The organism is Pseudoalteromonas sp. NFXS53, assembly GCF_056629255.1.
In genome coordinates, this window is sequence record NZ_JBWVBR010000002.1 from 274,651 (window position 1) to 300,267 (window position 25,617).

Consider the following 25,617-nt stretch of genomic DNA (forward strand, 5'->3'; position numbering starts at 1 on the left):
ACAACTTAATTATTTAACCAACCTCTTACTTTGGAGAATAAAATCTAATTTATTATTGCAGAATTATTACGCTTTGCTCTATAATGCCCTCCCAACCGAATAGCAGCATGATGCTGACCTTCATTTTATAAAAAATCATTTGTCATGGAAGCGATCGCCCTTTTAAGGTGATGGCGTTTTTGTGCGCGCGTGTTTTATAAATTAAAGTCTCATTTCTCTGTTATTCCACTAGGTTGGCGAGTCACCTCGCAAGAAACCAACACACACGAGATTTAAAACACTGTTTCTTGAGGAATAAATATGAGCACCCCTGTACGCAATTTATCTCCTATCGCTGCGGCGATGGCCTTTGCACTGACCAGCTTCCCTTCAACTTCGGTAATGGCTGACGAAGCTAAAGCTGAAGACAAAAAAATCGAAGCAATTACAGTAACAGCAACTAAACGTTCGCAAGTTATTTATGAAGTGCCAATTGCGATGAGTGCATTCTCAGGTGATGACCTTGATTCACAAGGTATTTCTGACATCACTGATGTAGGCAAGTTTGTTCCTAACTTAAATATCACAGGCTTCTCAGCGGGCCACAACTCATCTGCGAACCCGTTCATCCGTGGTATTGGTCTGCAAGATCACCTTATCACTACAGATCCAGGCGTAAGTGTTTACGTTGACGGCGTGTACTTAGGTCGCCAAGTAGGTCAAAACTGGAACCTAGCAAACATCGAGCGTATCGAAGTGTTACGTGGTCCTCAGGGCACTCTTTACGGTCGTAACTCAATCGGTGGTGCAATCAACATCATCACTAAACAGCCAGATCAAGCAGCAGTCACTAAAGTAAGTGCTGAAGTGGGTACTCGAGGTCGCTTAAAAGGCAGCATCTTCACTAACCAAGCAGTGACTGAAGACTTAGCGTTTAACTTCAACATGGGCTTTAACCGTCGCGGCGGTTTAGGTGAGTTCATCAACTTGCCAAATGCTGAATACGATGTGGGCGAGAACCAAGAGTTCCACGGCCGACTATCTGTAAAATACAATGCAAGCGAAGATTTACGTTTGGTATTCACAGCAGATGCAAACGACGGTGAAGGCGGTACACGTCCATTCACAACATTAATTGACGAACTACCAAACGGTCGTTTAGCGCAAAGCGGTTTAACAAACGCTGACGTTGCAGCTGACCCATATGACAATGCAACCAGCACAATCGAAACTGCAACCGTTTCAAACAAAGCAAACGGCATTTCTTTAACAGCTGAATACGACATCAACGCTGACCTAGGTACAAAATTCATCTTCTCTAAGCGTTCATCAGAATACAAAGCGGGTCTTGATGACGACGGTACAGCAATAAAACTAGACCATTACCCAGAGCGCGGCACAGCTGATCAAACTTCTGTTGAACTACAATTAACAGGTTACTTAGGCTCAGTTGACTTTGTAACGGGTGTTTACTGGTTTAACGAAGAAGGCAGCAACCGTCAAAGCGACACTGAAGCACAGTTTGATGGCGGCCCTACAAAGCTTGAGCTTGACCAAGAAACGACAAGCCGCGCTGTATTCGTAAACGTAGGTTACGATGCAACTGACGACTTACGTCTATCTGGTGGTGTGCGTTACACAGAAGATGAAAAATCAGCTTCAACAAACGTATTTGACCCAGTAGGTACAATTTATTCAAGCCGCGAATGGGACGAAGTGTCTTATGAAGTCGCTGCAAACTACACGTTTGAAAACGGTCTAAACTGGTACGGTACAGTACAAACTGGTTACCAATCAGGTCAGTACCCTGCGCGTCCTTACTTCTTAATCGGTCAATTCTTCGGTGCAGGTGGTTTTGATAACCCAGAAGCTGCTGCAATTGTACGTGCAAACAACGCATTCATGGCAAGTGATAACATCAGCGCAATCAACTACGAAACAGGTTTCAAAGGCCAGTTAACAGATGATTTCAGCATGAGTGTGGCATTCTTCAACACAGAATATGACGACCTTCCTTACCAAGTAAACACGTCAACAGAGACAGGTTTTGATACGAATAATCTGATCGTTGAGCAAACGTCTCGCGGTGTTGAATTTGAAAGCACTTATTACGTAACTGACAACTTCACGCTTCACTCAAGCTTTGGTTTTATGGACGTAGACGTTGAAGAACAAAATGGCGTGAAGCCAGTTGCACCACTTACACCAGAGTGGACTGCATCACTTAGCCCGTCATACACGTTTGAACTTGAAAACAACGCGACAGTAACAAGCCGTTTTGATGTATCTTTCCGTGACAGCATGTACGGTGAGCCAAGCTCAGACCCACTTCGCATGACGCAAGTTGATAGCCGCACAACAGTAAACTTCGATATCTCTTACGCGCCTGCAAACGCAAACTGGGATGTATCACTTTACGGTCGTAACATCTTTGATGAGCGTTATGATGATGCTCGTATAAACACAGGTGACTACCTACTTGTTATCAAGAGCAATGATGCAAGCGAGTTTGGTGTACGCTACCGCGCAACATTCTAATTCGCAATAAAGCTAATACCAAAAACGGGGCCATGTGCCCCGTTTTGTTTTTATAACTTAATCTCACCCGACATAAAGTCGGTGCTACCGATAATTAAGGTTTTACTCTCCCCCTAATTAGCTTGGCAACAGGTCTTTCGAAGAGCTGATAGCTGAGCGTCGCCGCCAACACAGATAAACCAATAAATATCCATAATTGCATTAATACAGATACTTCTAACTTAACTACTTGCGTCAATATTGGCATATGCAGCAAATATAAAGAGAACGAAATCTTGCCAAGAAAGTCGCCGAATTTGTTTTCTAAAATCACATTCTTATCGGGCACTAAATACACCAGCGCAAAGAAAATAGCCGACATCATCAGTAACACTTCATAGCTGAGCCACATACGATACACGCTATCAAAACGAACTGGGCTGAGATCAGGGTATAGCAATACAATGCCACCGAGCATCAAAACAAAGCCGTGGCTTTTTAAATAGTCAGGAATATGGGCTTTGCCGTAATGTAAGCCAAATAGCACGCCCACTAAAAAGTACGGCAGACTTCTAAAAATATGCAGATCATAAGCAAGCTCAAATAATTGCCCAATTGGCCTTGGAAAGTTAGATAAAAATAGTCCGATTAAACAAGTGAAAACCAGTAAATGTACGTAGCCAAAGCGCCACCGCGCAATGCCCCAAAGAAGAACAAAAAGTAGATAAAAATGAATTTCAGGGGCAATAGTCCAAAGTACACTGTCGCCTTTTAAAAACAACAAATGTGACAACAGAGCACTGCCATCAGGAATGTCATATAAGCTTTGAAACCCTAGCTGTAGCGTGCCAAATGACACCAGCACCACTAACAAATACAAAGGTAAAACCCGGGCAATACGCGCCATTAAATAAGTTTTAACCTTGACCGTATTAAATGGCTTGTCAGCATACAAGTACGCCATTAAAAACCCACTTAACATAAAAAACAGCATGACGCCGTACTGCCCTGCTCGCCCTCCTAATATGCCACCCAACCAGTCGGTTTTATCACTAAAGTGAGTAATTAGAACAATGATGGCCGCAAGCGCACGTATAGTGTTAAGTCTTCTGATCTGCAAACTAATATTCTTATTTTTATAAAGTTTCAGCTAAAAACCCTAACGAAATTAACAGCCTTTGTCATTTTTATTATTTGGCCTCAGACGCCTCTTCTTTTTGAAAAGTGACATAAGCTTTTGTGACTGGAATGGCGATTTGCGAAAACAGTGCACTGCCCCATAACAAATTACCAATTAAAGAAGGCACAAATGGCACAACAACCAAAGTGATCATCGCTAAAAATACGCCTAGGAATCGAATTTTGGCTGTCGCAAATCGATGTGCGACTCGATACTCAATATTCTTTTGTATCCAAAGTAAGCTGAGCAAATAAACAGCCAGACCGATACATCCGATCGTTGCATACTTAAGTGGGTAAGGTTCCCAAAACCCGACTTTAACTTCTCCTGATAAGGCTACACCTATCATTACGGCAGCCAACATAACCAATAAGTGGGCCAGCCACCAACTTACAAGCGTCCACTTTTTTGTATTTTTAGGCTTACCATTGCCTACAAAATCAAAATATATCCAACATAAAACAAATACAGAGATCCCACCAAAAATGAAGTTAACTAAAACATCAGGGCTTACTTTATAAATGCCTTTCTCAGATAAGGTGATCACCAACTTAAAAAAGCCTTCTCCAAGCACAATTAACACAAGTAACGCGAATCGCTCTGACATATGACCAAGGCGGGGTAAAAAACGACTGCATTCTAAAACACCTATTTTTGGTAGCATGTACAAAAGTTGAATGCTGATTATGCCAAGAGCAAATAAAAAGTAGTTGTAAGGTGCTGGAATAATCGCACTTACGGTAAAAAGAACCGCCAAAGCCGCAAAGTTTTTACTGACTTTATTTGCCAATACAGTTTCTTCAATCCCCAATCTATCGGTTCGATAATATAAATAAGCAGTTATAAAGCGGTTTGCTGAGTAGGCAAGAGCAAAGTACATCCACCCCTTTTCATGAATATTGGGAATAGAAGCAGCCATGATCATAGCGGTGACAATTTGGCTACTCATAATAAAACGGTGTTTGATGTCGGTGCTGACATAGAGAGAGTTGAAGACACTGGAGTCTGCCCAAGCAAACCAGACTGCAATAAATACACCTGTAAAAACTGCAAAACCACCGGGATTTAAATGGTCGCTCAAGTAATTACCGAGCAAGAATATAATGACCACATGGATTAAGTCATAAAATAACTCAATCCAATGAACATGATCATGTTGATGGTCACTGTCCATGTGATGCTGTGGTGCTTTCCACATTGGGTGTTTGTCTAAAGCCATTTTTTATACCTGTTATTGCTTTAGACTAATTTTAGATTGGCTGTTTAATTTAACAACTAGTCTCTTTTTAGTAACCTAGTCTTCTTTCAAGATTATAACTACCAACAAAACCGGTAGGCCTAGTCGTAAATGCCTGCAAAGGTTGGGTCTCGTTCGTAACATGCCATAAAAGCATCAACCACATAAGGGTCATACACAGTGCCGCGCCCCTCTTTAAGCACTTTAATAGCCGCTTGCGCTCCTCGGGCCTTGCGATAAGGTCTATCATTTGCCATTGCATCAAAAGTATCGGCCACTGCGATAATTTTTGCTTCTAAACAAATTTGATTTTCAGTAAGTCCTTTAGGGTAACCGCTGCCATCAAGTCGTTCGTGATGCTGACCTATCATATCTTGAATAGGCCACGGGAAATGGCACTCCCTAAACATCTCAACACCATTACTACTATGCGTTCTTAAAAGGGCTAGTTCTTCAGGTATGAGTTTAGAGGGTTTAGTTAAAATAACACTGGGGATATTTGATTTACCAATATCGTGAATTAATGCGCCAATATAAAGTCCCATTCTTTGCTTTTCAGGCAGAGCAAGCTTGGTCGCAATTTCCGAGCAAATATAAGCAACATGCTTTTGGTGGTAAGCTGTGTAAGGATCTCGCATCTCTAAGCTATGCGTTATTGCTTTGAGCATTTCAAGCAATATTTGATGTGGACTATATTTTGAGAATTCCTCTTCTAAGAGTTTTTCTCGTCTTTTTATACCTTCTATTTTTTCGCATGCAATAGTGCATAATTCAGTAATTTTTGCTTCTAAGCTTGTTATTACTTTTTCAGAGTATCCGTCAGGATGATTACCTATGCCCAATACACCAATAACTTTTTGACCTTCAAATATCGGAAATGCAGCATGGTTTTGTAGCGGAAAATGCCCTTCAGGCAGGTCGTTTTTATGTTTTAAATTTGGATAGTCATTATGAAAAATAGCTTTTTTCAAACGAATAGCATCGGCCCAAATGCCTGCTTTTTCTAGAGGGTAATGGGAGTCGGTAGAGGCTGAGCAAAATTCCAAAACACTTTTAGACCAAATATTTAAACGCAGCGTTTTAGACTCTTCATCATATAAATGAAAATAACCAATCTGGCTGCCACTTAAAGCAACGATGATTTCCAAAAAATCCTGGTACACTCCACGTACCGTGAAGTATTCATGATTCAATAACGTATGCCTTAAACTTGCTTCCATAAAACCTCCCTATTACTTACCTAAAGCATACGTCATTTATGCTCTATTCTCCAAAATTTGGGCAAACATCCCCATTGCAGGTAACGCCATCATCTAACTTTATATTTTCCGCTTTCAGCTGTGTATTATTACTTAAGTCAATTTCGGTTAAGTTATTACTCTCTAGATGCAACTTTTCTAGAGCAACATTGCTCGATAAGTCTATTTCTGACAACCGATTATTAGTCAATAAAAGTTCCAATAAGGACGTTTGTAAAGACAAATCTATATCAATTAAATCATTGAAGTTTAAGTTCAGCTCCTTTAACTTTTCATGCTTTGAGAGATTAATTTCAGTAAGGCCCATACTGTAGAGTTTTAATGATTCAAGCTCTGTATTTGCGCTCAAATCTAAGTTAGATAAATTCTTGTTACCGCCCAAACTCAAGGCTATTAATTTGCTGTTATTAGCCAAATTGAGCTCTTTTAAATCGTTGCGAGTGCTACTGCTGCTTGATGTATACAAACTAAGCTCAGTTAAAAATGTATTCTTTGACACATCGATACTGGTTAAATTAGTCTCATAAAGGTTTAACTCTTCAAGTAAAACATGCTTTGAAACATCAATATTACCTAAATCATTCCCACCCAAATTAAGCACTTTTAAAGCGAGGTTGTTAGAAATATCAATGTTACTCAGGCCTGTTTCATACAAGCTCAATTCTTCTAAATCGGTATGTTTTGAGACATCAACCGAGCCTAGTGTGTTTCCTCCCAAGTTAAGCACTTTTAAAGCGAGGTTGTTTGCAATTTCAACTTGAGACAAGTTGTTTCTATACAGTTTAAAAGACACTAACTGTGTATGCTGACTTGTATCGATATCGCTTAGTTGGTTACTGCCTACACTTAGCTCGACTAGGTTTAAATTATTAGCAATATCAAGTTCTTTCAGTTGGTTTTCATACAAACTTAAACGCGTTAGCTCTGTATTGTTTGAGATATCAAGCGTCGTTAACTGATTACCAAACAACCTTAAATCCGTTAACTCCAGATTATTGGATACATCTACTGATGAGATTAAGTTTCTTCCTAGGCTTAAAACTGACAATGCAGGGTTTGCCTGCGTATCAATTGCTTGAAGCTGATTGTTCGATGCTCTTAATTCTTCAAGTGCAATATTGTTTGAGATATCTAAATATGACAGTTTATTGTTGTCCACTCGCAGATCTTGCAGCAGAGGTGCGTTACTCACATTAAGCTTCGTAAGTTGGTTGTTTTCCACTCTAAGCTCAATGAGATTTGTGTTGTTCGAGATATCTAGCTCTGTGAGCTGGTTGTTCGAAACTCTTAATTCTTCAAGAGCAGTATTGTTTGAGATATCTAAATCTGACAGTTTATTGTTGTCCACTCGCAGATCTTGCAGCAGAGGGGCGTTACTCACATTAAGCTTCGTAAGTTGGTTGTCTTCCACTCTAAGTTCGATGAGCTTTGAGTTGTTCGAGATACCTAGCTCTGAGAGCTGGTTGTTCGAAGCTCTTAATGCTTCAAGTGCAGTATTGTTTGAAATATCTATATCTGACAGTTTATTGTTGTCCACTCGCAAATCTTGAAGCAGGGGGGCGTTACTCACATTAAGCTTTATAAGTTGGTTGTCTTCCACTCTAAGCTCAATGAGATTTGTGTTTTTCGAGATATCTAGCTCTGTGAGCTGATTTTCATACAAGCTTAAACGCGTCAACTGAGTATTTTTTGAGATATCAAGCGTCGTTAACTGATTACCAAACAACCTTAAATCCGTTAATGCCTGATTCTTTGATACATCTATCGTTGAGATTAAGTTTCTTCCTAGGCTTAAAACTGACAATGCAGGGTTTGCCTGCGTATCAATTGCTTGAAGCTGATTGTTCGATGCTCTTAATTCTTCAAGTGCAATATTGTTTGAGATATCTAAATATGACAGTTTATTGTTGTCCACTCGCAGATCTTGCAGCAGAGGTGCATTACTCACATTAAGCTTCGTAAGTTGATTGTTCGAAGCTCTTAATGCTTCAAGTGCAGTATTATTTGAGATATCTATATCTGACAGTTTATTGTTGTCCACTCGCAGATCTTGCAGCAGAGGGGCGTTACTCACATTAAGCTTTATAAGTTGGTTGTCTTCCACTCTAAGTTCGATGAGTTTTGTGTTGTTTGAGATATCTAGCTCTGAGAGCTGGTTGTTCGAAGCTCTTAATGCTTCAAGTGCAATATTATTTGAGATATCTAAATATGACAGTTTATTGTTGTCCACTCGCAGATCTTGCAGCAGAGGTGCGTTACTCACATTAAGCTTCGTAAGTTGGTTGTCTTCCACTCTAAGCTCAATGAGATTTGTGTTGTTCGAGATATCTAGCTCTGTGAGCTGATTTTCGTACAAACTTAGATACATTAATTGTATATTTTTAGCAATATCAAGCGCCGTCAGTTGATTACCATAGAGCCTTAAATCCGTTAATGCCTGATTCTTTGATACATCTATTATTGAGATTAAGTTTCTTCCTAGGCTCAAGACGGTTAATGCAGGATTGGCCATAGTGTCAATTGCTTGAAGCTGATTGTGCGATGCTCTTAATTCTTCAAGTGCAATATTGTTTGAGATATCTAAATATGACAGTTTATTGTTGTCCACTCGTAGATCTTGCAGCAGAGGTGCATTACTCACATTAAGCTTCGTAAGTTGGTTGTTCGAAGCTCTTAATGCTTCAAGTGCAGTATTGTTTGAGATATCTATATCTGACAGTTTATTGTTGTCCACTCGCAGATCTTGAAGCAGGGGGGCGTTACTCACATTAAGCTTCGTAAGTTGGTTGTCTTCCACTCTAAGCTCAATGAGATTTGTGTTGTCCGAGGCATCTAGCTCTGAGAGCTGATTTTCATACAAGCTTAAACGCGTCAACTGAGTATTTTTTGAGATATCAAGCGTCGTTAACTGATTACCAAACAACCTTAAATCCGTTAATGCCTGATTCTTTGATACATCTATTATTGAGATTAAGTTTCTTCCTAGGCTTAAAACTGACAATGCAGGGTTTGCCTGCGTATCAATTGCTTGAATCTGGTTGTTCGATGCTCTTAATTCTTCAAGTGCAATATTGTTTGAGATATCTAAATATGACAGTTTATTGTTATCTGCTCGTAGATCTTGCAGCAGAGGTGCGTTACTCACATCAAGGTTCGTAAGCTGGTTGTCTTCCACTCTAAGTTCGATGAGTTTTGTGTTGTTCGAAATACCTAGCTCTGAGAGCTGGTTGTTCGAAGCTCTTAATGCTTCAAGTGCAATATTGTTTGAGATATCTATATCTGACAGTTTATTGTTGTCCACTCGCAGATCTTGAAGCAGAGGGGCGTTACTCACATTAAGCTTCGTAAGTTGGTTGTCTTCCACTCTAAGCTCAATGAGATTTGTGTTGTCCGAGGCATCTAGCTCTGAGAGCTGATTTTCGTACAAACTTAGATACATTAATTGTATATTTTTAGCAATATCAAGCGCCGTCAGTTGATTACCATAGAGCCTTAAATCCGTTAATGCCTGATTCTTTGATACATCTATTATTGAGATTAAGTTTCTTCCTAGGCTCAAGACGGTTAATGCAGGATTGGCCATAGTGTCAATTGCTTGAAGCTGATTGTTCGAAGCTCTTAATTCTTCAAGTGCAATATTGTTTGAGATATCTAAATATGACAGTTTATTGTTATCTGCTCGCAGATCTTGCAGCAGAGGTGCGTTACTCACATCAAGGTTCGTAAGCTGGTTGTCTTCCACTCTAAGTTCGATGAGTTTTGTGTTGCTTGAGATATCTAGCTCTGAGAGCTGGTTGTTCGAAGCTCTTAATGCTTCAAGTGCAGTATTATTTGAGATATCCAAATCTGACTGTTTGTTACTGTCCACTCGTAAGTCTTGAAGCAGAGGCGCCTTACTCACATCTAGTTTAGTAAGTTGGTTGTCTTCCACTCTAAGCTCAATGAGATTTGTGTTGTTCGAGATATTTAGCTCTGTGAGCTGATTTTCATACAAACTTAAACGCGTTAGCTCTGTATTGTTTGAGATATCAAGCGTCGTTAACTGATTACCAAACAACCTTAAATCCGTTAACTCCAGATTATTGGATACATCTACTGATGAGATTAAGTTTCTTCCTAGGCTTAAAACTGACAATGCAGGGTTTGCCTGCGTATCAATTGCTTGAAGCTGATTGTTCGATGCTCTTAATTCTTCAAGTGCAATATTGTTTGAGATATCTAAATATGACAGTTTATTGTTGTCCACTCGCAGATCTTGCAGCAGAGGTGCGTTACTCACATTAAGCTTCGTAAGTTGGTTGTTTTCCACTCTAAGCTCAATGAGATTTGTGTTGTTCGAGATATCTAGCTCTGTGAGCTGATTCCCCGTTAGCACCACCTTTTGCAATGCGGAGTTATTTGTAACATCAATACTGTTCAGAGATGTATTGGTCACAGCCAGCTCTCTAAGTGCTATGTTAGCGCTGATATCGATTTGTGAGAGTAGGCTATTTTCAATGTGAAGGGCTGTGAGCTGAGTGTTCGCTTGTAAATCTAGGTTTGTAATTAGTGTATTGACAAGTGAAATACTTGTTAGGGTTGGATTTTTTGAAACATCAAGTTGCTGAACCTGGCTATTTACAAGCCTCAAAGTTGTAAGGTTTGGCAGTGATGGTAATACATCTAACGAAGTCACCTCACTATCACAAGCAAGTTCGGCAATATCGGTTGCATACTTATAACCTGAGGCCTGTGTACATGCCAATAAAGCCGGATCTTGTATTATCTCTGCAAGCACCAGTTTTGGCTTGAACACCACTTTAACCTCACAGTTTTCAGTCACGGGCGCAGTAACATATACATTATTATCTCTTAATTCACCGCCACAACCACTTACCGACTCAACTAGCTGATCTTCATTAGGAGAAACTTGAAAGCTTTGAATTCTATTTTGGATCACTTCAGCTGAGCTGGGGGAGATAGTGCCTCCCGCTGCTACGTCCGTCGAAACCAGAAAAGGTTTTAGTTTAAAACTGACTTTTACGACACAGTTTTCATTAATTGCACCAGTTGTATATGTGGTTCCCGATAAACTTCCGCCGCAGCCAGAAACAGCATCAATCACTAATCCATCATCGGGGGTAATTTCAAAGGTTACTGTCTCACCCGCTTTCACTTGAGCTGAATTTTTATCTATGCTGCCATTACTATTAATATCTACAGAGACAGAATACGTCTGAATTGAGTCAGTCGAAGTATCACCTTCTGAGCCTGAGCCACCTCCACACCCAGATAAGGAGACTATTGCTAATAAAAATATGCTCAGATAAGACCGCTTCATAACTATTATCGTCTATGTAGATTTAAGAGCCGTTATTGTAACGTGAACATCATGAAAAAGCTTCCAGCAACAAGCGCCCTGAAGGCCCCAGGGCGTTATATTTTTTAAAGGTGTTGATTAAACCATTTTGCTGATTCGTTAACCTCTTTGACTTGGTCATAGAAGCTAAAAATGGCAGTATATTTGATATTACCCATATTTCTTGTCCATTTATAATCACATAGTATAAAAGACAGAAAAAACGAGAGTAATCTCACTAAAAATCAGAAGCTTTAAACCTTCGCTAAAAAGAAAATGGCGCATTATAACATGCGCCATTTTGAGGTTTATAACTAGCAAGCCAGAATAAATTTTATTGTAAAGAAAATTTACTAATTTTAATATTATCACCTTAACTTTAAATATTTAATCTGGCGCATTACCAAAGGAGTAACGGCATTCATTATCATAAGCCTCTCTGCCTTTATAGTAAGCTCTTACTGTTCCAATAAAGTCTTTACCAACTTTAGAATAGCCGTAGAATTCATATTTACCAGAATCATTTTTATCTAAGGTAATACGCTCTTTTTTCTTTAATAATGTGTCTTGTATAGTTAACTGTATTTTTTCATATGCACCTGTTTTCGGTGTGTATGGTTTATAACGCCCTGATAGCATATATTGTTTATCCAGCAGAAAAATATCAGAGGTTGATGCTGAACCAATTATTTGTCTATTCGCAGTCCTGACGCAAGTCGAATAATATGGTTCATATTCACCATAAACATCTCTCTTTATTTCCATATAAAGAACACCATAGTGAATGAAACTTGAAGTACCGCTTGGCATGTCGGAGTTAACTTCATTTGTTGGAAATGAGACAAAGCCTTCTGGACGCTCACCTGCACCGAATGAGTCACCTGCACCAAATGAATCACCTGCACCGAATGAGTCACCTGCACCGAATGAGTCACCTGCACCGAATGAGTCACCTGCACCGAATGAGTCACCTGAATTGATATTGTCAACTGAATTTTGGGTAAAACCTGAGTTATGCTGAACAACCTTGTTAACTGTGTCAGCCACTGACTCACCTACATGCATAGTGCCTATTGCTAATGGTAAAACTGCCATTATATTAAATTTCATATATCTTCCTTATGAACGTTACAACGCTATTTCTTTATTAAAAACAATAAATATTTATCAAGATTAGACTTTAACTCAACTAAATAATCCCTTCGCTTATCAATTGGAATATGATTAACATGAGATGAAATTACTAATAAAATATATTTAAAGGTACCGCTTAATAGATAGTTTACCTTCCTGAAATCTGAATTTAACGATATATCTTTAACCAAGTTGGACATTAACTTAACAATACCCTCTATAGACTTTTCTTCTCGTAACTTCATCATGAGAGCAGCAGCTAAATCAGATGCAATGTCTAGTGTATCATCAGATTTAATTGCTTTTATTGAATGAAACTGAGCATATTGTCTTATGTCATTTATAACGTTCTCTTTATGAAGACTTGGAAACTTTAAGTTCTTAAAGTATTCAACCTTAGTTCCTTCTATCTTCGCACCGTTACTACAATTTGTAACCGTAAGGGATGTATCACTAACAATAATCTTTTGTTGTACTAACCTAGATTCATTAAATATTCTCGAAGTTGATACTGTATCTTCAAAGTTCCCTTTTACACTCATTTCAGCCAAAAATACTGAGCTTGATAAAGTACTGGCTTCATCAAAATAAGCTGAGTGCTTACTGTGGTGGTATTTAGGGTCTGCATAACCATAATCACAACCTAACAGAAATATATTCTTAAACCCTAAACGCAGCATTGAGCTTAAAGCCATATTAGTAACCGTTGGATTACAGTTATACAGGTACTGTAGATTAACAAACTCTTCTTTTAACAAAGAGGCTCCGAGATCATTTGCCTTTGCAAATATAATACGGTTTTCGAAAAGCTGAATATATTTTGGAAACACAGTGTTTAAAGCAATAAAAATAGACTTTTTATTTGCCAATTGCCTAGCTTGTTCTTTTTTTATGTACAAACTTTCAGGCGAACGTTCCATTTCAACGTGAATATCAGGCGTAATCCCATTTTCGATCAGGGCGTTTAGCGAAGTTCCGCAGGATACAATCAGCACATCATTCTTCACAGAGTGTAAATGAGATATATCGTCATCCAAGGATGGTCCATTGCCAGCAATTATGATTGGTGTGCTTTTGTACTTTTCAAACACATTTGAATGGCTACTAATTTGATTATGATGACTATTCTCTATTGTATGAGTTAGACTCATTAACTCATCTTCATAAAAACCCCACAGACTTGCAGCACTATTGCGCCAAACTTTAAAATTTTTAAATATCTTGTCAAACTCCGGTGAGCTGTAATGACGAAAAAGGCTGACATCTGCAACCAGTGAAGGTTCGTGATTATTTACTAAATTTATAAATTCCCTAACGAAATCTTCGTAAGTTTTAAAGGTAAAGATTCTTAGCTTACCATTTCTTTTTTCACAAATATTTTTTATGTTACTCAAACAAGTATGATGTGAGGCAAGGGCTAACTGCTCAACATTCGGTTCAATAATGATCACATCTGAGTAGTTTACCTTTTCTAATAAATGCGTTACGTGATACCCAGCGCCAAGACCCAAAATGATTAATGTACCTCTTTGCGGTTTTGAGTTTTGCTGCCAGTTTAATTTTTTTGCCGCTTTATTGAGGTTATTAATAATTTTTTGGTGCACATAATCATTATTATCTAGAGTTTGAAGACTCATGCTTAGGTGCTGCGGATGATTTAAGAATAAACTTACTTGCTTATAACAAGATGCTTCAGCGTTTTCGCCGTAAAAATCTAAACATAAAGAGTTAATTTCAGTTTCTGTGAAGTTTTCTATACTTTGAGCAACATCTACCGAAACCTCTGTTGATATAAGCTTTATATTGTCCCTTAACATATTATCCTTATATATCTATACCAAAGGCGTAAACGAAATTTCTAAAAAACTTTAACTGTTATAAATTTAAATTCCTAGAAAAAATTAAATTTTAGCCCTAAATAGTCAATATCTTAGTTATTAATAATCATAAGGATATGTAACATACTTAACTCAATGTCAGGGACCATGTCATTCTTTGGGTTGTGAGGAAATTTAAAGAACATCCAAGATGTGTTTTGTTAAGTAGCTCACAAATTAAGGGCGTATAGAATATGCGCCCTTTCAAATTGATAACCTGAACGATAAATCAAATAAGGCTTTAGGCTAGATCAAACATTTTTCAGCTTGCTTATCTAGATAACCTGAGAAACGTGTTAATGCGAATGCCAACACCACAATTGCTGCGCCTATCCAAGCTGTGTCTGTTAAAGCCATGTCTTCAACAATGACACCACCCACAACAGAACCAAGTGCGATGCCGACATTAAATGCTGCAATATTGAGTCCTGATGCAACATCCACAGCGTTTGGGGTGTGCTTCTCTGCCAATTGCACCACATAAACTTGCAGGCCAGGCACATTACCAAATGCAAATGCGCCCCAAATTAAAACGGTCAACACTGCGCCTATTTGGCTTTGCGCTGTGAAAGTAAAGACCAATAAAACCAATGCCAGTGCAGAAAATATGAGTTGCAATGCTTTGACAGGACCCATTTTGTCAGCAAGCTTACCACCCCAAATGTTACCCACTGCAACTGAAACGCCATACACTAACATGATCAAACCAATTGAACTCGAAGCGAAACCAGATACTTGCTCTAAAATTGGTGCTAAATACGTGAATACCACAAATGTGCCGCCATACCCAACTGCTGTCATCGCATACACAAGTAGTAGCCTTGGTTGTGTTAACACTTTTAATTGTTCCGTTATTTTCGCAGGCGTAGACTGTTTGAGGTTTTTTGGTACCAAAATAGCACTGCCGATCAACGCAATTAAGCCAAGTACTGATACCACTAAAAACGTTGCTCGCCAGCCCAGCTCTTGCCCTATCCAAGTGCCCAGCGGCACACCGGTTACAAGCGCAACCGTTAAACCTGTAAACATAATGGCAATGGCGCTGGCTTCTTTGTCTTTGCTCACTAGGCTTGTTGCTATGGTTGAGCCTATTGAGAAAAATACCCCATGGGCTAAGCCTGTGAGAATACGCGCAGTGATTAGAGACTCATAGCTGGGGGCTTGCCACGCTAACAAATTGCCCGCCACAAACAGCGCCATTAATGTCAGCAACACCAACTTGCGATCCCACCTTCCTGTCAGTGCAGTTAATACGGGTGCACCAACCGCAACACCCAGCGCATATAAGCTCACCAATAAACCCGCGGAAGGTAAAGACACGCCCAAGTCTGCGGCTATGGTCGGCACCAAACCGACAATCACAAACTCAGTGGTGCCAATTGCAAAAGCGCTGAGAGTCAGCGCGAATAAAGCTAAAGGCATATTTAGATTCCTCACAAAATTAAAGTGAGGGTATTTTGGAGAAAATTTAAATTGACAAAAACAGCAATAATCTCAAAATACTTTTGTGATTATTGTAAAAGTGAACATATAAAATGGCGCAACCAAAGACTGAAGATTTAGAAATATTTGTGACTGTGGCCGAGTCTCAGAGCTTTACCCTTGCTGCCAACTTTCATAATACGCAAGTCGCCAAGATCTCCCGTGCAATTGCCCGATTAGAAAACATGCTAAATGTCACGCTATTTAACAGAACCACCAGAAAAATTGATTTAACCGAAGATGGGCAAACATTTTTAACTTATGCCAAGCAAAGCCTCGCTATTTTATCAGAAGGCACAGCGGCACTCAGTGTAAATAAGTGCTCCCCCAGTGGCCCACTTAGAGTGGATGCGGCTAGCCCTTTTATGTTTCATCAAATAATCCCCTGGGTTAAAGCATTTAAACAAGCGTTTCCTCAGATCCAACTAGAGTTGATCACCCATGAAAATATTGTTGACCTCATTGAGAAAAAGACTGATGTGGCTATTCGCATTGGTCGACTGTCTGATTCAAACCTATATGCTAAAAAGTTAGGAACCAGCCCATTACGCATTGTTGCAAGTCCTGAATACCTAGATGAATGCGGTACCCCTAAAAACAACCAAGACCTTTCGGCGCATACCCTTATTGGTTTTGCCGAAGCACCTAAACTTAATAACTGGCCTTTAAAAGAGCCTACACGTATAAAACCAAGTTTATTTGCCAGTAACGGCGAATCTGTAAGACAGCTGACCTTAGCTGGTAATGGTCTGTCTCTGCTTTCAAACTTTATGGTGCACGACGACCTAAAATCAGGGCGCTTAGTTGAAGTGCTCCCTCATGCTTTGCAAACTCCGAATCCAAGAGAAGAAATCCATGCGGTGTATTATAAAAGCTCCAGCGTATCGGCACGTATAAACGCTTTTATCGACTTTTTCTCACCGAGGCTCACTCTATAACTAAACCGAGCTTAAATTAAACAAGGTATAAATTAGACAGAGCTTAGCAAAATACTGGTTTCAGAATTCAGTACCCCGTCAATGGCTCTCACTTCTCGAAGCACTAAATCAAATTCTTGTAGGTTCGAAGTTTGAATTTCTGCGATTAGATCCCACGCGCCATTGGTGGTGTGCATTTTTAACAGCTGCGGGATACCCCGTAACTTTTGAATAACTTGAGTCGTCGATTTGCCTACGACTTCGATCATCATCACCGCTTTAATGGCATCTGTTTCGATTTGCTCATGGGCGCGAATGGTGAAGCCTAAAATTGCCCCACTACTTACCAGCCTATCTAAGCGGTTTTGTACTGTACCCCGCGATACGCCGAGTATTTTTGCAAGTTTTGCCACAGGCGCTCTGGCGTCACTTTTTAAAATGGCGACCAGCTCTTTATCGATGGCATCAAATAGATAAGGTTTTCGATTATCCAAAATTACTCTCCATTAAATTAGTCCTTTACTCAGCCGTTGAAATATCACTTTGCTCATCAGAAGCTAGCAAAATGCCAAAAATTAATACAAAAAGCATCATATTTTTACATTTAGTTTAGTTCAACTCATTTCTATTATTTGCTTAAGTTAAAAACTAGGTAGTAAAAATGCACACAGAATCCCCGTTCAAAACACACTTTAACGCTGAACAAAAAGGCTTAGAGTCATTAAACATCAAGTCTTCAAACATCACTTTTGTGAGTGTCTCAGATATGTTGGCACTGATTAATCAATATGGTGTTGAGCAACTGATGCTTGGCATGGTTGAATATCTTGAAGCTGATTTTAAACGTTGGCTTGATTTTGATAAGTCACCCCGTTTTGCGGCGCACTCTGCGGAGGGCGTAATCGAGCTGATGCCCGTTGCTGACCACCAGCAATTCAGCTTTAAATATGTGAACGGTCACCCAAAAAACACCAAAATCGGCCTACAAACCGTTACCGCATTTGGCGTTCTAAGCGATGTTGCCAGTGGTTACCCGCTGATGCTCAGCGAAATGACCATACTTACAGCACTCAGAACAGCTGCAACATCCGCCATGATGGCGAAGTACCTTGCCCCCAAACACAGCAAAACGCTGGCAATGATTGGTTGTGGTGCGCAATCTGAGTTTCAGGTACTCGCATTCAAAGCCATATTAGGCGTCACCCATGTTCGCCTGTATGACATAGAGCCTAATGCAACCAAAAAGTGCTTTAGTAACTTAAAAAGTTATACCAAAGAAAACGACCTAAATATTGAAATATGCCACTCAGCCAAAGAGGTCATTGAAGGGGCTGACATCATTACCACCTGCACCGCTGATAAACGAAATGCCACCATTTTAACCAGTGACATGGTAGGTGAAGGCATTCACATCAATGCCATTGGCGGCGACTGCCCGGGTAAAACTGAACTCGATGCCGCCCTGCTCAATCGCGCAGACGTTTTCGTCGAGTACGAACCTCAAACGCGTATTGAAGGCGACATTCAGCAACTACCTAGCGACAGCAAAGTGACCGAGATGTACCAAGTTATTTTGGGTGAAAAGTCAGGGCGTACCCATGACGCACAACTGACCATTTTCGACGGTGTAGGTTTTGCACTTGAAGATTATTCGGCATTGCGATTTATTTTTGAGCTAGTAAAACAGAATAAAGAGGCGCAGCAGATTGAGTTATTGGCCAGTCCACAAGACCCAAGAAACTTGTTTGGCTTAACGCAAAATCACAGTGCCCCAAGCGTATCGGTTCTTAGTTAAATAAAAATAATAAAGAAGAGACCACTATGAGTTTATTTCCTCAAGCACCCAATGCGGTGGTGATGATAAGACCGCATCATTTTAGCCCAAACGAGCAAACTGCGGTTGATAATAGCTTTCAGTCAAGCAGCGAATTCGACCCCGCTGAGGTAAGTCGTTTAGCCTATGAGCAAGTTACCAAAGCCGCTGAAACCTTGCGCGGCCATGGTATTAACGTGCATATTTTTGAAGATGAAAGCATCGATACTCCAGATTCGGTATTCCCAAATAATTGGTTTTCGACCCATCTTGGTGGGCAAATAGCCATTTACCCTATGTACGCGCCGAATAGGCGTAAAGAGCGTCGCAGTGATGTCATCGAATTTTTAAAAGCTCATTATCGTGTACAAGATGTTATTGATTATTCTGGCCTTGAGTACGACAACCTATTTTTAGAGGGTACGGGGGCCATGGTGTTAGACCATATTGAACGTGTCGCTTATGCCGCTCGCTCAAACCGCACCGACTCTCATGTGTTAGAGCGTTTTTGCTCGCACTTCAATTTTGAACCTATGGTGTTTGATGCTCAAGATAAGCAAGGTAAAGCGGTTTACCATACCAATGTCTTGATGTGTATTGGCAGCGACTTTGTTATAGCTGGGTTTGAGATGATGACAGACGTCAAACGTCGCGATGAAATCATTCGTCGTTTTGAATTCGCTGGCAAAAAGGTGATCCATTTAACTGAAGCGCAAATAGGCGCATTTTGCGGTAATGCACTAGAGTTACACGCAGGTTCTAAACGTTTATTGGCATTGTCGAGCACCGCATTTGCAGCGCTCAGCCAATCGCAAAAAGCATTGCTTGAGCAAAGTGTTACACTCGTGCCACTTGATGTTTCGGCCATCGAACTAGCCGGAGGCTCAGTTCGCTGCATGTTAGCGGGCATACATCTGTCAAAACGCTAGCACCGGTCAATTGAGAATTTTAGTTGGTATAAAAAAAGAGAGCATATAACAATGATAAATAGCGCAATTAGTACCATTAACAATTTACTGTGGGGCCAAGGCCAAATACTCATTTATTTGCTGTTATTTGCAGGCTTCTGGTTTTCATTCAAGCTCAAGTTTGTGCAATTTCGCCACTTTAGATACATGTTCAAAGTGATGAAAGACAGCACCCAAGGCGATAAATCTGGTATCAGCTCGTTTCAAGCTTTATGTACTGGTTTATCGGCTCGGGTCGGCACAGGTAACTTAGCTGGCGTTGCCATTGCCATCTCATTAGGGGGCAGTGGCGCGGTATTTTGGATGTGGTTAATTGCGCTATTGGGTATGGCGACTGGGTTCGCCGAAAGCGTACTCGGTCAGCTTTATAAAATTCGTGACGGCAACAATGAATTTCGAGGGGGGCCTGCATACTATATTCGTAAAGGTCTAAACAAACCTTGGCTCGCAGTGCTGTTCGCGCTGTGTTTGTTTTTAGGCTACGGGGTAAGCTTTAGTGCTATGCAAGCCAACACCATTGCCGATGCGCTGAACAATACTTTTGCTATCGACCCAACCTATTCTGGTGCGGTGATTGCCGTTATCGCAGGTTTTATTGTGGTAGGCGGACTTCGCAGTATTGCCCGTTTTGCCGAGCTTATTGTGCCATTTATGGGGCTGGCATTTGTGGCCGTGGCACTGGTAATTACCGCAATGAACATTCAACACCTCCCTGCTATGTTTGCTGATATGTTCGCTTCGGCATTTGGCTTAACAGAAGCTGGTGCGGGGGCACTCGGTGCTGCCATTAAAAATGGTATTCAACGGGGATTATATTCGAATGAAGCTGGCGCAGGTAGTGTACCACATGCTGCTGCTGGTGCATCTCCTGTGCCAAACCACCCTGTTGCGCAAGGTTATGTGCAAATGCTTGGGGTATTTGTTGATACTATTGTTTTATGTAGCTGTACCGCCGTCGTCATTTTACTGTCTGACATTACCATCAGTGGCGAAATGGAAGGCATTGGCATGACACAAAACGCCATGAGCAGTCACTTTGGTGAATTTGGTCATTATTTTGTTGCCGCGGCAATTACCCTATTTGCCTTCACTTCCGTGGTCGCAAACTACGCTTACGCAGAGAGTAATCTTCATCTATTCAAACTCGACAATAAACTGGGTCGCGCAGCTTATACGGCCTTATATTTATTTATGGTGTTTTGGGGAGCAACTGCATCACTCAAAGAGGTATGGAGCATGGCTGACGCCGCCCTTGGTTTAATGACCTTAGTGAACGTTTACGCCATTGTACTACTCACCCCAACCATTGTTAATATTACCAAAGACTATCAAAGTCAGCTAAAAGCCAATAAAACTCCAGAGTTTAAATTAGACAATGTTGAGATTCAGGGTAAAACAGAAAAAGGCGTATGGGAATAGCACTCGAAAAAGCTCAAGCTTATGCTTATTTTTATACTGCGACAGAGTCAAAGATGGCTTTGTCGCTTTGCCATTGAATCTACAAAACCCTCCAGTTACACTCAAATTACCCACCGCTAATATAAGTAACTAGAATGACAACAAGAATAATCGACCTACGCAGTGATACCGTTACCCAACCTTGTAAAGCCATGCGTGAGGCAATGGCCAATGCCCCTGTTGGCGATGACGTGTTTGGCGATGATCCAACCGTAAATGCACTACAGCAAAAAGCCGCAGAGCTAACCGGCCATGAAGCGGCGTTATTTGCCCCAAGTGGTACTCAAAGTAACTTGCTTGCCCTTCTCGCCCATTGTCAGCGTGGTGACGAATACATTGTTGGTCAAGACGCCCATACTTATAAATACGAAGGCGGTGGCGCGGCGGTATTAGGCAGTATTCAACCTCAGCCAATTGAGTTTGCTGCAAACGGCACTATTCCACTGGATATCGCGAAAAAGAAAATCAAACCTAACGACCATCACTTTGCTCGCACCCGCTTGTTATCAATCGAAAACACAGTTGGCGGGCAAGCTCTGCCAATGTCGTACTTAGATGATGCGCGTGCGTTTTGTAACGACACAGGGCTTGGTTTACACCTTGATGGTGCACGGGTATTCAACGCATCGGTGCATCACAATGTGCCTGTATCGGCAATTACCTCTCAGATGGATTCGGTTTCTATTTGTTTGTCGAAAGGTTTAGGCACGCCACTTGGTAGTATTTTATGTGGCCCGAAAGACTTTATTCATGAAGCTCACAAGTGGCGAAAAATGCTCGGTGGTGGCATGCGTCAAGCGGGCATTGTCGCAGCCGCAGGCATATTCGCATTAGACAACAACATAGAAAGACTGATTGAAGATCACCACAATGCAGAGTTTTTAGCAGCAGAACTCAATGAATTCGACGAACTGACAGTCACCAAGCAATTCACCAATATGGTGTTTGTTGAATACAAGGGCCCGCTTTCACCCACCGAGCTTGCCGATAAGCTATTAGCAAAAGGCATCAAAATTTGTGCTGGTGAGCAAATGCGTTTTGTGTTGCATAAAGATGTGAGCAACGTTGATTGTAAGCTTGTTGTAGAAGGGTTTAAGGCTATTTTTAGTGGGTAGGCGATAAGCTGAAAGCTGAAAGCTGAAAGCTGAAAGCTGAAAGCTGAAAATGAGAGTGTCAGATTTGCTTGATAAAACTCAAACAAATCTGACTATAAACCTAAAGAGAAGAGAAAAATTAAGGTTCGTAAGTAATCTACTTCAAAAACAGCACGCGCTTTATCAAACCATCTTCAACTTCATAGGTGGCGATCGCTTTAAACTTGTTTTCGAGCTCTTTACCTTGATACAAAAACTTTGCAGTCACCTCTTCGGTATCGACAACAAAGCGGCCTTGAATTTCGCGATGTGTAATTGCAGCATTCAAATAACTGACTCTGCTGAACATCAGCTCATATTCTTCTTTTAGTTTATCAATGCCTTTGTATTTGAGACCTTCTGGAAAATAGTGGATCTCTACGTCTTTGTGGTAGGTTGCTAAAAACGCGTCAATGTCTCGGTTGTTGTAGGCTTTAAGCTGAATATCGACAATGTCTGTGACACTTTTTGCTGCTTCTGCAGAAGTTGAAGCTGCAAAAGCTGATGTAGAAAGCGTTGAGGTGCCAAACAGTATGGCGGCAGATAATAAAGTGCAAACTAATTTCATAACTTTATATTTCCTTTAAAGTTTTTATTATTTCTTGATATTACCATAATAAATAAACAGCGTAGACTTTAATTTAGATCCTACAAAACGCTCCCCTGCACTCATGCCAATGAACTCTCACCGATAAACCAAAGCAATGACATTTGTCATCTGAGTTCGTGACAAAGCTCACTGATAAACACCCAACCTTCTGGCCATACTTACTCCATCAACAGACGGAGATTGCCATGAACACCATTAACCTAGAAACACATTTACAAAACTATCAAAACCGCCGTTTTTTAGCTGTGCCGCTGGCTGGAATGATAGTGTGGAGCTTGCTAATTTTTACTGGCATGTCTTTATCGTTACACATGCAAACTTGGGCGATTTATATTGGTACAGGTTCAATAGTGTATTTGGGCTTAGGCCTCGCTAAGTTAACTGGTGAAGACGTACAGTTTAAAAAAGGCGCTGAGCGCAACCCATTCGATACCATCTTTTTAGCTGCGGTTGCGATGACGTTTTTGACCTTCTCAATTAGTATTACCTTTGCCATGCAAAACCCTTACGCCCTGCCGTTTGCGATTGCAGTGCAGTCGGGTTTAATGTGGTTGGTACATGGCGCGATTTGTAAGATTAAAGTGTGTGTGGCTCACGCAGTTGTCAGAACGGTTTTATGTACCGCCGCTTTTATCATCAGTCCTGAGAACAGCTTTGTGTTACAACCAATTATTGTGGTGCTGTGTTACTTATTTACTATCTTGGTCCTTGAGAAGAGATGGGCAAATTTACAAATGCAAAAAACGTTAAACCCGCAAACGGCTTAACCAACACCACTCTAAACAAAATGCTCTCCCAACAAAAAAGCGCAGTGTGATGCTGCGCTTGTTTATTCTAATCACTCATTCAACCGAGTTATTTGTATTGAGCTTTGATTATTTATCCTTATTTAGGTCTCGCCATCGCAAAAGGAGCTGTAATGCCTGAATATTCCCCACCGCCTAATCGCGCCAGCGGGGCGACTTTATCGGCATGAATTTTTAAACGTTGTTTGGCATCCAGTTCAATCACTTCATCGTTCACGTATAAAGTGTTTACTTTCACAAACACTAACGATTGCGGTGCTTCGCCCATTTTCTGAACTTCATATAACTCACAACCATAAGCGATATGGCAGTTTTTAATGCGAGGTAGATCAAAGCCTGTGAACTCCACCAGTTCAATGTCGTTAGCGGTGACTTCAGACTCACCATGCTCGAGTGTTGCAGCCGTGGCGGTGACTAAATCAGCGTCTTGCTCAGACGCAATGTGAATTACGCACTGCTTGGTATTTATCACGTTTTTAACTGTGTCTTTGATCTCGCCTGTTGGCTTTTTACCAGCCGAAAACATCATCAGAGGCGGCGCACTCGACACCGCTGTGAAATAAGAAAATGGCGCAAGATTGTAGCTTTGCTCGCCCGAGTCAGTTAACACCCAAGCAATAGGACGCGGAATAATGGTTTGCGTCATTAAGTGATAGATTTGATTGCCAGAAAAGTCAGAGAAATTCAGTTCCATTTGTCTTTACCACTTTGAAAAATAAGACCAACATGATTGCATAAACCATGCGGTAAAAAAACCTGTAGGCGCAGATAATAATCTCAACTGTAAGCTGGTACGTATATCAGTTACACTTATTGAACTTGAAACTAAGCACCGCCTTTAATGCTCTCAAATCACAGCCCGCTCAACACCCGTTTACCGCTTGTTTATCATCCAAATTACTCGTTTAGTTTTGATCCTAAACACCGCTTTGTAATGAGTAAATTCGCAAACTTATTTAATGAAGTAAAAAGCATGGGTTTAATTGGTGACAACCTAGTTCAACCAGAGCTTGGCTCGCCTACCCCACTCGAGCTCGTGCATTGCGAAGACTATATTTGGGATCTATGGCGTAATCAGCTCGATGACAAAGCGATGCGCCGAATTGGCTTACCTTGGTCAGAGCAATTAATGGCGCGTACTTTTACCGCCCCCCTTGGCACATTAAAAACCGCAGAGTTGGCCCTTGAACATGGGGTTGCCTGTCATCTTGCCGGTGGCACCCATCATGCCCATTATGATTTTGGTTCAGGCTATTGCATGGTGAATGACCTTGCATTTACGTCAACAACGCTTATTAAGCAAGGCAAGGTGAATAATGTACTGATTTTTGATTTAGACGTACACCAAGGCGATGGTACCGCCGCTATGTTAAAACACAACCCATACGTGTTTACTTGCTCTATTCATTGCGAGAAAAACTTCCCGTTTAGAAAACATGACAGTGATTTAGATATCGGTCTAGAGAATCACTTAGAAGACGCTGCGTATTTAAACATTGTGCAAGAAACCTTAACGGGGCTGATTGAAGACTTGAACCCCGATTTAGTGCTGTACGATGCAGGCGTTGATGTATGGGAGCAAGATACCCTAGGTAAGCTCAATATTTCATGGCAAGGATTAGAAAAGCGTGATGCGTTAGTGCTTAAAACCTGCCAAAACAAAGGCGTGCCAGTAGCCACGGTGATCGGCGGCGGTTACGATAAAGACCATTTACGATTGGCAAAACGTCATGCGATTGTAGTGAAACAAGCCGCGTTGTTATAGAAGCTAAAAGCTAAAAGCTAAAAGCTAAAAGCTAAAAGCTAAAAGCTAAAAGCTAAAAGCTAAAAGCTAAAAGCTAAAAAGTATCTCGGTAGCACCGACTTTATGTCGGGTTTTTCTTTATATTTCTTATCCTCCCCTTCATTA

Annotated in this window: 18 protein-coding genes; 8 read left to right on the plus strand and 10 right to left on the minus strand. The window is 40.7% G+C overall.

Translation table 11 applies throughout. From position 1 onward, the window contains the following. Window positions 1-300: 300 nt before the first annotated feature. Window positions 301-2,517, plus strand: a complete 2,217-nt coding sequence (locus AC1HJP_RS04025) for a TonB-dependent receptor (protein WP_480360488.1) — start codon at window positions 301-303, stop codon at window positions 2,515-2,517. A gap of 94 nt (window positions 2,518-2,611) precedes the next feature. On the opposite strand, the gene AC1HJP_RS04030 is transcribed toward AC1HJP_RS04025, so the two are convergent. The 7 genes from AC1HJP_RS04030 to AC1HJP_RS04060 all read right to left on the minus strand — a co-directional run bounded on the left by AC1HJP_RS04030 (window position 2,612) and on the right by AC1HJP_RS04060 (window position 15,943). Continuing rightward, the gene (locus tag AC1HJP_RS04030) at window positions 2,612-3,616 is read right to left on the minus strand and encodes an acyltransferase family protein (RefSeq protein ID WP_480360489.1); all 1,005 of its coding nucleotides are present in this window, start codon (window positions 3,614-3,616) and stop codon (window positions 2,612-2,614) included. A 70-nt stretch (window positions 3,617-3,686) separates the two neighbouring features. Next, on the minus strand, window positions 3,687-4,895 hold the full coding sequence (locus tag AC1HJP_RS04035; protein ID WP_480360490.1) for a low temperature requirement protein A: 1,209 nt from the start codon (window positions 4,893-4,895) through the stop codon (window positions 3,687-3,689). 119 nt (window positions 4,896-5,014) lie between these two features. Further along, window positions 5,015-6,133, minus strand: coding sequence for an HD domain-containing phosphohydrolase (locus AC1HJP_RS04040; protein ID WP_480360491.1), 1,119 nt, complete (start codon window positions 6,131-6,133; stop codon window positions 5,015-5,017). 43 nt (window positions 6,134-6,176) lie between these two features. After that, window positions 6,177-11,492 carry a hypothetical protein gene (locus tag AC1HJP_RS04045; RefSeq protein ID WP_480360492.1) on the minus strand — a complete coding sequence of 1,772 codons (5,316 nt, stop codon included), beginning with the start codon at window positions 11,490-11,492 and terminating at the stop codon, window positions 6,177-6,179. Window positions 11,493-11,897: 405 nt separating this feature from the next. Then, the gene (locus AC1HJP_RS04050; protein ID WP_480360494.1) at window positions 11,898-12,620 is read right to left on the minus strand and encodes a hypothetical protein; all 723 of its coding nucleotides are present in this window, start codon (window positions 12,618-12,620) and stop codon (window positions 11,898-11,900) included. A gap of 26 nt (window positions 12,621-12,646) precedes the next feature. Beyond that, a complete protein-coding gene (locus tag AC1HJP_RS04055) occupies window positions 12,647-14,461 on the minus strand; it encodes a motility associated factor glycosyltransferase family protein (RefSeq protein ID WP_480360495.1) in 1,815 nt (604 codons plus the stop codon). A 306-nt stretch (window positions 14,462-14,767) separates the two neighbouring features. Further along, window positions 14,768-15,943: an MFS transporter gene (locus tag AC1HJP_RS04060; protein ID WP_480360496.1), complete on the minus strand. Its 1,176-nt coding sequence runs from the start codon at window positions 15,941-15,943 to the stop codon at window positions 14,768-14,770. Between the two features lie 113 nt (window positions 15,944-16,056). On the opposite strand from AC1HJP_RS04060, the gene AC1HJP_RS04065 reads away from it, so the two are divergent. After that, window positions 16,057-16,941: a LysR substrate-binding domain-containing protein gene (locus tag AC1HJP_RS04065; RefSeq protein WP_480360497.1), complete on the plus strand. Its 885-nt coding sequence runs from the start codon at window positions 16,057-16,059 to the stop codon at window positions 16,939-16,941. A 32-nt stretch (window positions 16,942-16,973) separates the two neighbouring features. On the opposite strand, the gene AC1HJP_RS04070 is transcribed toward AC1HJP_RS04065, so the two are convergent. Further along, complete coding sequence (locus AC1HJP_RS04070; protein WP_058030352.1) at window positions 16,974-17,414, minus strand: Lrp/AsnC family transcriptional regulator; 441 nt, start codon at window positions 17,412-17,414, stop codon at window positions 16,974-16,976. Window positions 17,415-17,581: 167 nt separating this feature from the next. Between AC1HJP_RS04070 and AC1HJP_RS04075 the strand changes: the two genes are divergently transcribed. The 4 genes from AC1HJP_RS04075 (at window position 17,582) to ltaE (ending at window position 22,274) form a co-directional block, all read left to right on the plus strand. Further along, entirely contained in the window at window positions 17,582-18,715 is a 1,134-nt protein-coding gene (locus AC1HJP_RS04075; RefSeq protein WP_480360498.1) for an ornithine cyclodeaminase, read from the plus strand. 26 nt (window positions 18,716-18,741) lie between these two features. Next, window positions 18,742-19,662: a citrulline utilization hydrolase CtlX gene (gene ctlX / locus AC1HJP_RS04080; protein ID WP_480360499.1), complete on the plus strand. Its 921-nt coding sequence runs from the start codon at window positions 18,742-18,744 to the stop codon at window positions 19,660-19,662. 51 nt (window positions 19,663-19,713) lie between these two features. After that, on the plus strand, window positions 19,714-21,120 hold the full coding sequence (locus tag AC1HJP_RS04085; protein ID WP_480360501.1) for an alanine/glycine:cation symporter family protein: 1,407 nt from the start codon (window positions 19,714-19,716) through the stop codon (window positions 21,118-21,120). Between the two features lie 146 nt (window positions 21,121-21,266). Continuing rightward, on the plus strand, window positions 21,267-22,274 hold the full coding sequence (ltaE, locus tag AC1HJP_RS04090; RefSeq protein ID WP_480360631.1) for a low-specificity L-threonine aldolase: 1,008 nt from the start codon (window positions 21,267-21,269) through the stop codon (window positions 22,272-22,274). Between the two features lie 136 nt (window positions 22,275-22,410). On the opposite strand, the gene AC1HJP_RS04095 is transcribed toward ltaE, so the two are convergent. After that, window positions 22,411-22,860, minus strand: a complete 450-nt coding sequence (locus tag AC1HJP_RS04095; protein WP_480360502.1) for a nuclear transport factor 2 family protein — start codon at window positions 22,858-22,860, stop codon at window positions 22,411-22,413. A 143-nt stretch (window positions 22,861-23,003) separates the two neighbouring features. Between AC1HJP_RS04095 and AC1HJP_RS04100 the strand changes: the two genes are divergently transcribed. Then, on the plus strand, window positions 23,004-23,669 hold the full coding sequence (locus AC1HJP_RS04100; RefSeq protein ID WP_480360503.1) for a DUF7010 family protein: 666 nt from the start codon (window positions 23,004-23,006) through the stop codon (window positions 23,667-23,669). A gap of 118 nt (window positions 23,670-23,787) precedes the next feature. On the opposite strand, the gene AC1HJP_RS04105 is transcribed toward AC1HJP_RS04100, so the two are convergent. Continuing rightward, entirely contained in the window at window positions 23,788-24,402 is a 615-nt protein-coding gene (locus tag AC1HJP_RS04105; RefSeq protein WP_480360504.1) for a flavin reductase family protein, read from the minus strand. Between the two features lie 147 nt (window positions 24,403-24,549). Between AC1HJP_RS04105 and AC1HJP_RS04110 the strand changes: the two genes are divergently transcribed. Then, the gene (locus tag AC1HJP_RS04110) at window positions 24,550-25,473 is read left to right on the plus strand and encodes a histone deacetylase family protein (RefSeq protein WP_480360505.1); all 924 of its coding nucleotides are present in this window, start codon (window positions 24,550-24,552) and stop codon (window positions 25,471-25,473) included. Window positions 25,474-25,617 lie beyond the last annotated feature (144 nt).

Excerpts from the sequence above, each read along its gene's own strand:
- AC1HJP_RS04025 (WP_480360488.1), top strand. The coding sequence starts at position 301 with ATGAGCACCCCTGTACGCAATTTATCTCCTATCGCTGCGGCGATGGCC.
- AC1HJP_RS04035 (WP_480360490.1), bottom strand. The coding sequence starts at position 4,895 with ATGGCTTTAGACAAACACCCAATGTGGAAAGCACCACAGCATCACATG.
- AC1HJP_RS04040 (WP_480360491.1), bottom strand. The coding sequence starts at position 6,133 with ATGGAAGCAAGTTTAAGGCATACGTTATTGAATCATGAATACTTCACG.
- AC1HJP_RS04045 (WP_480360492.1), bottom strand. The coding sequence starts at position 11,492 with ATGAAGCGGTCTTATCTGAGCATATTTTTATTAGCAATAGTCTCCTTA.
- AC1HJP_RS04050 (WP_480360494.1), bottom strand. The coding sequence starts at position 12,620 with ATGAAATTTAATATAATGGCAGTTTTACCATTAGCAATAGGCACTATG.
- AC1HJP_RS04055 (WP_480360495.1), bottom strand. The coding sequence starts at position 14,461 with ATGTTAAGGGACAATATAAAGCTTATATCAACAGAGGTTTCGGTAGAT.
- AC1HJP_RS04060 (WP_480360496.1), bottom strand. The coding sequence starts at position 15,943 with ATGCCTTTAGCTTTATTCGCGCTGACTCTCAGCGCTTTTGCAATTGGC.
- AC1HJP_RS04065 (WP_480360497.1), top strand. The coding sequence starts at position 16,057 with ATGGCGCAACCAAAGACTGAAGATTTAGAAATATTTGTGACTGTGGCC.
- AC1HJP_RS04075 (WP_480360498.1), top strand. The coding sequence starts at position 17,582 with ATGCACACAGAATCCCCGTTCAAAACACACTTTAACGCTGAACAAAAA.
- ctlX (WP_480360499.1), top strand. The coding sequence starts at position 18,742 with ATGAGTTTATTTCCTCAAGCACCCAATGCGGTGGTGATGATAAGACCG.
- AC1HJP_RS04085 (WP_480360501.1), top strand. The coding sequence starts at position 19,714 with ATGATAAATAGCGCAATTAGTACCATTAACAATTTACTGTGGGGCCAA.
- AC1HJP_RS04095 (WP_480360502.1), bottom strand. The coding sequence starts at position 22,860 with ATGAAATTAGTTTGCACTTTATTATCTGCCGCCATACTGTTTGGCACC.
- AC1HJP_RS04105 (WP_480360504.1), bottom strand. The coding sequence starts at position 24,402 with ATGGAACTGAATTTCTCTGACTTTTCTGGCAATCAAATCTATCACTTA.
- AC1HJP_RS04110 (WP_480360505.1), top strand. The coding sequence starts at position 24,550 with ATGCTCTCAAATCACAGCCCGCTCAACACCCGTTTACCGCTTGTTTAT.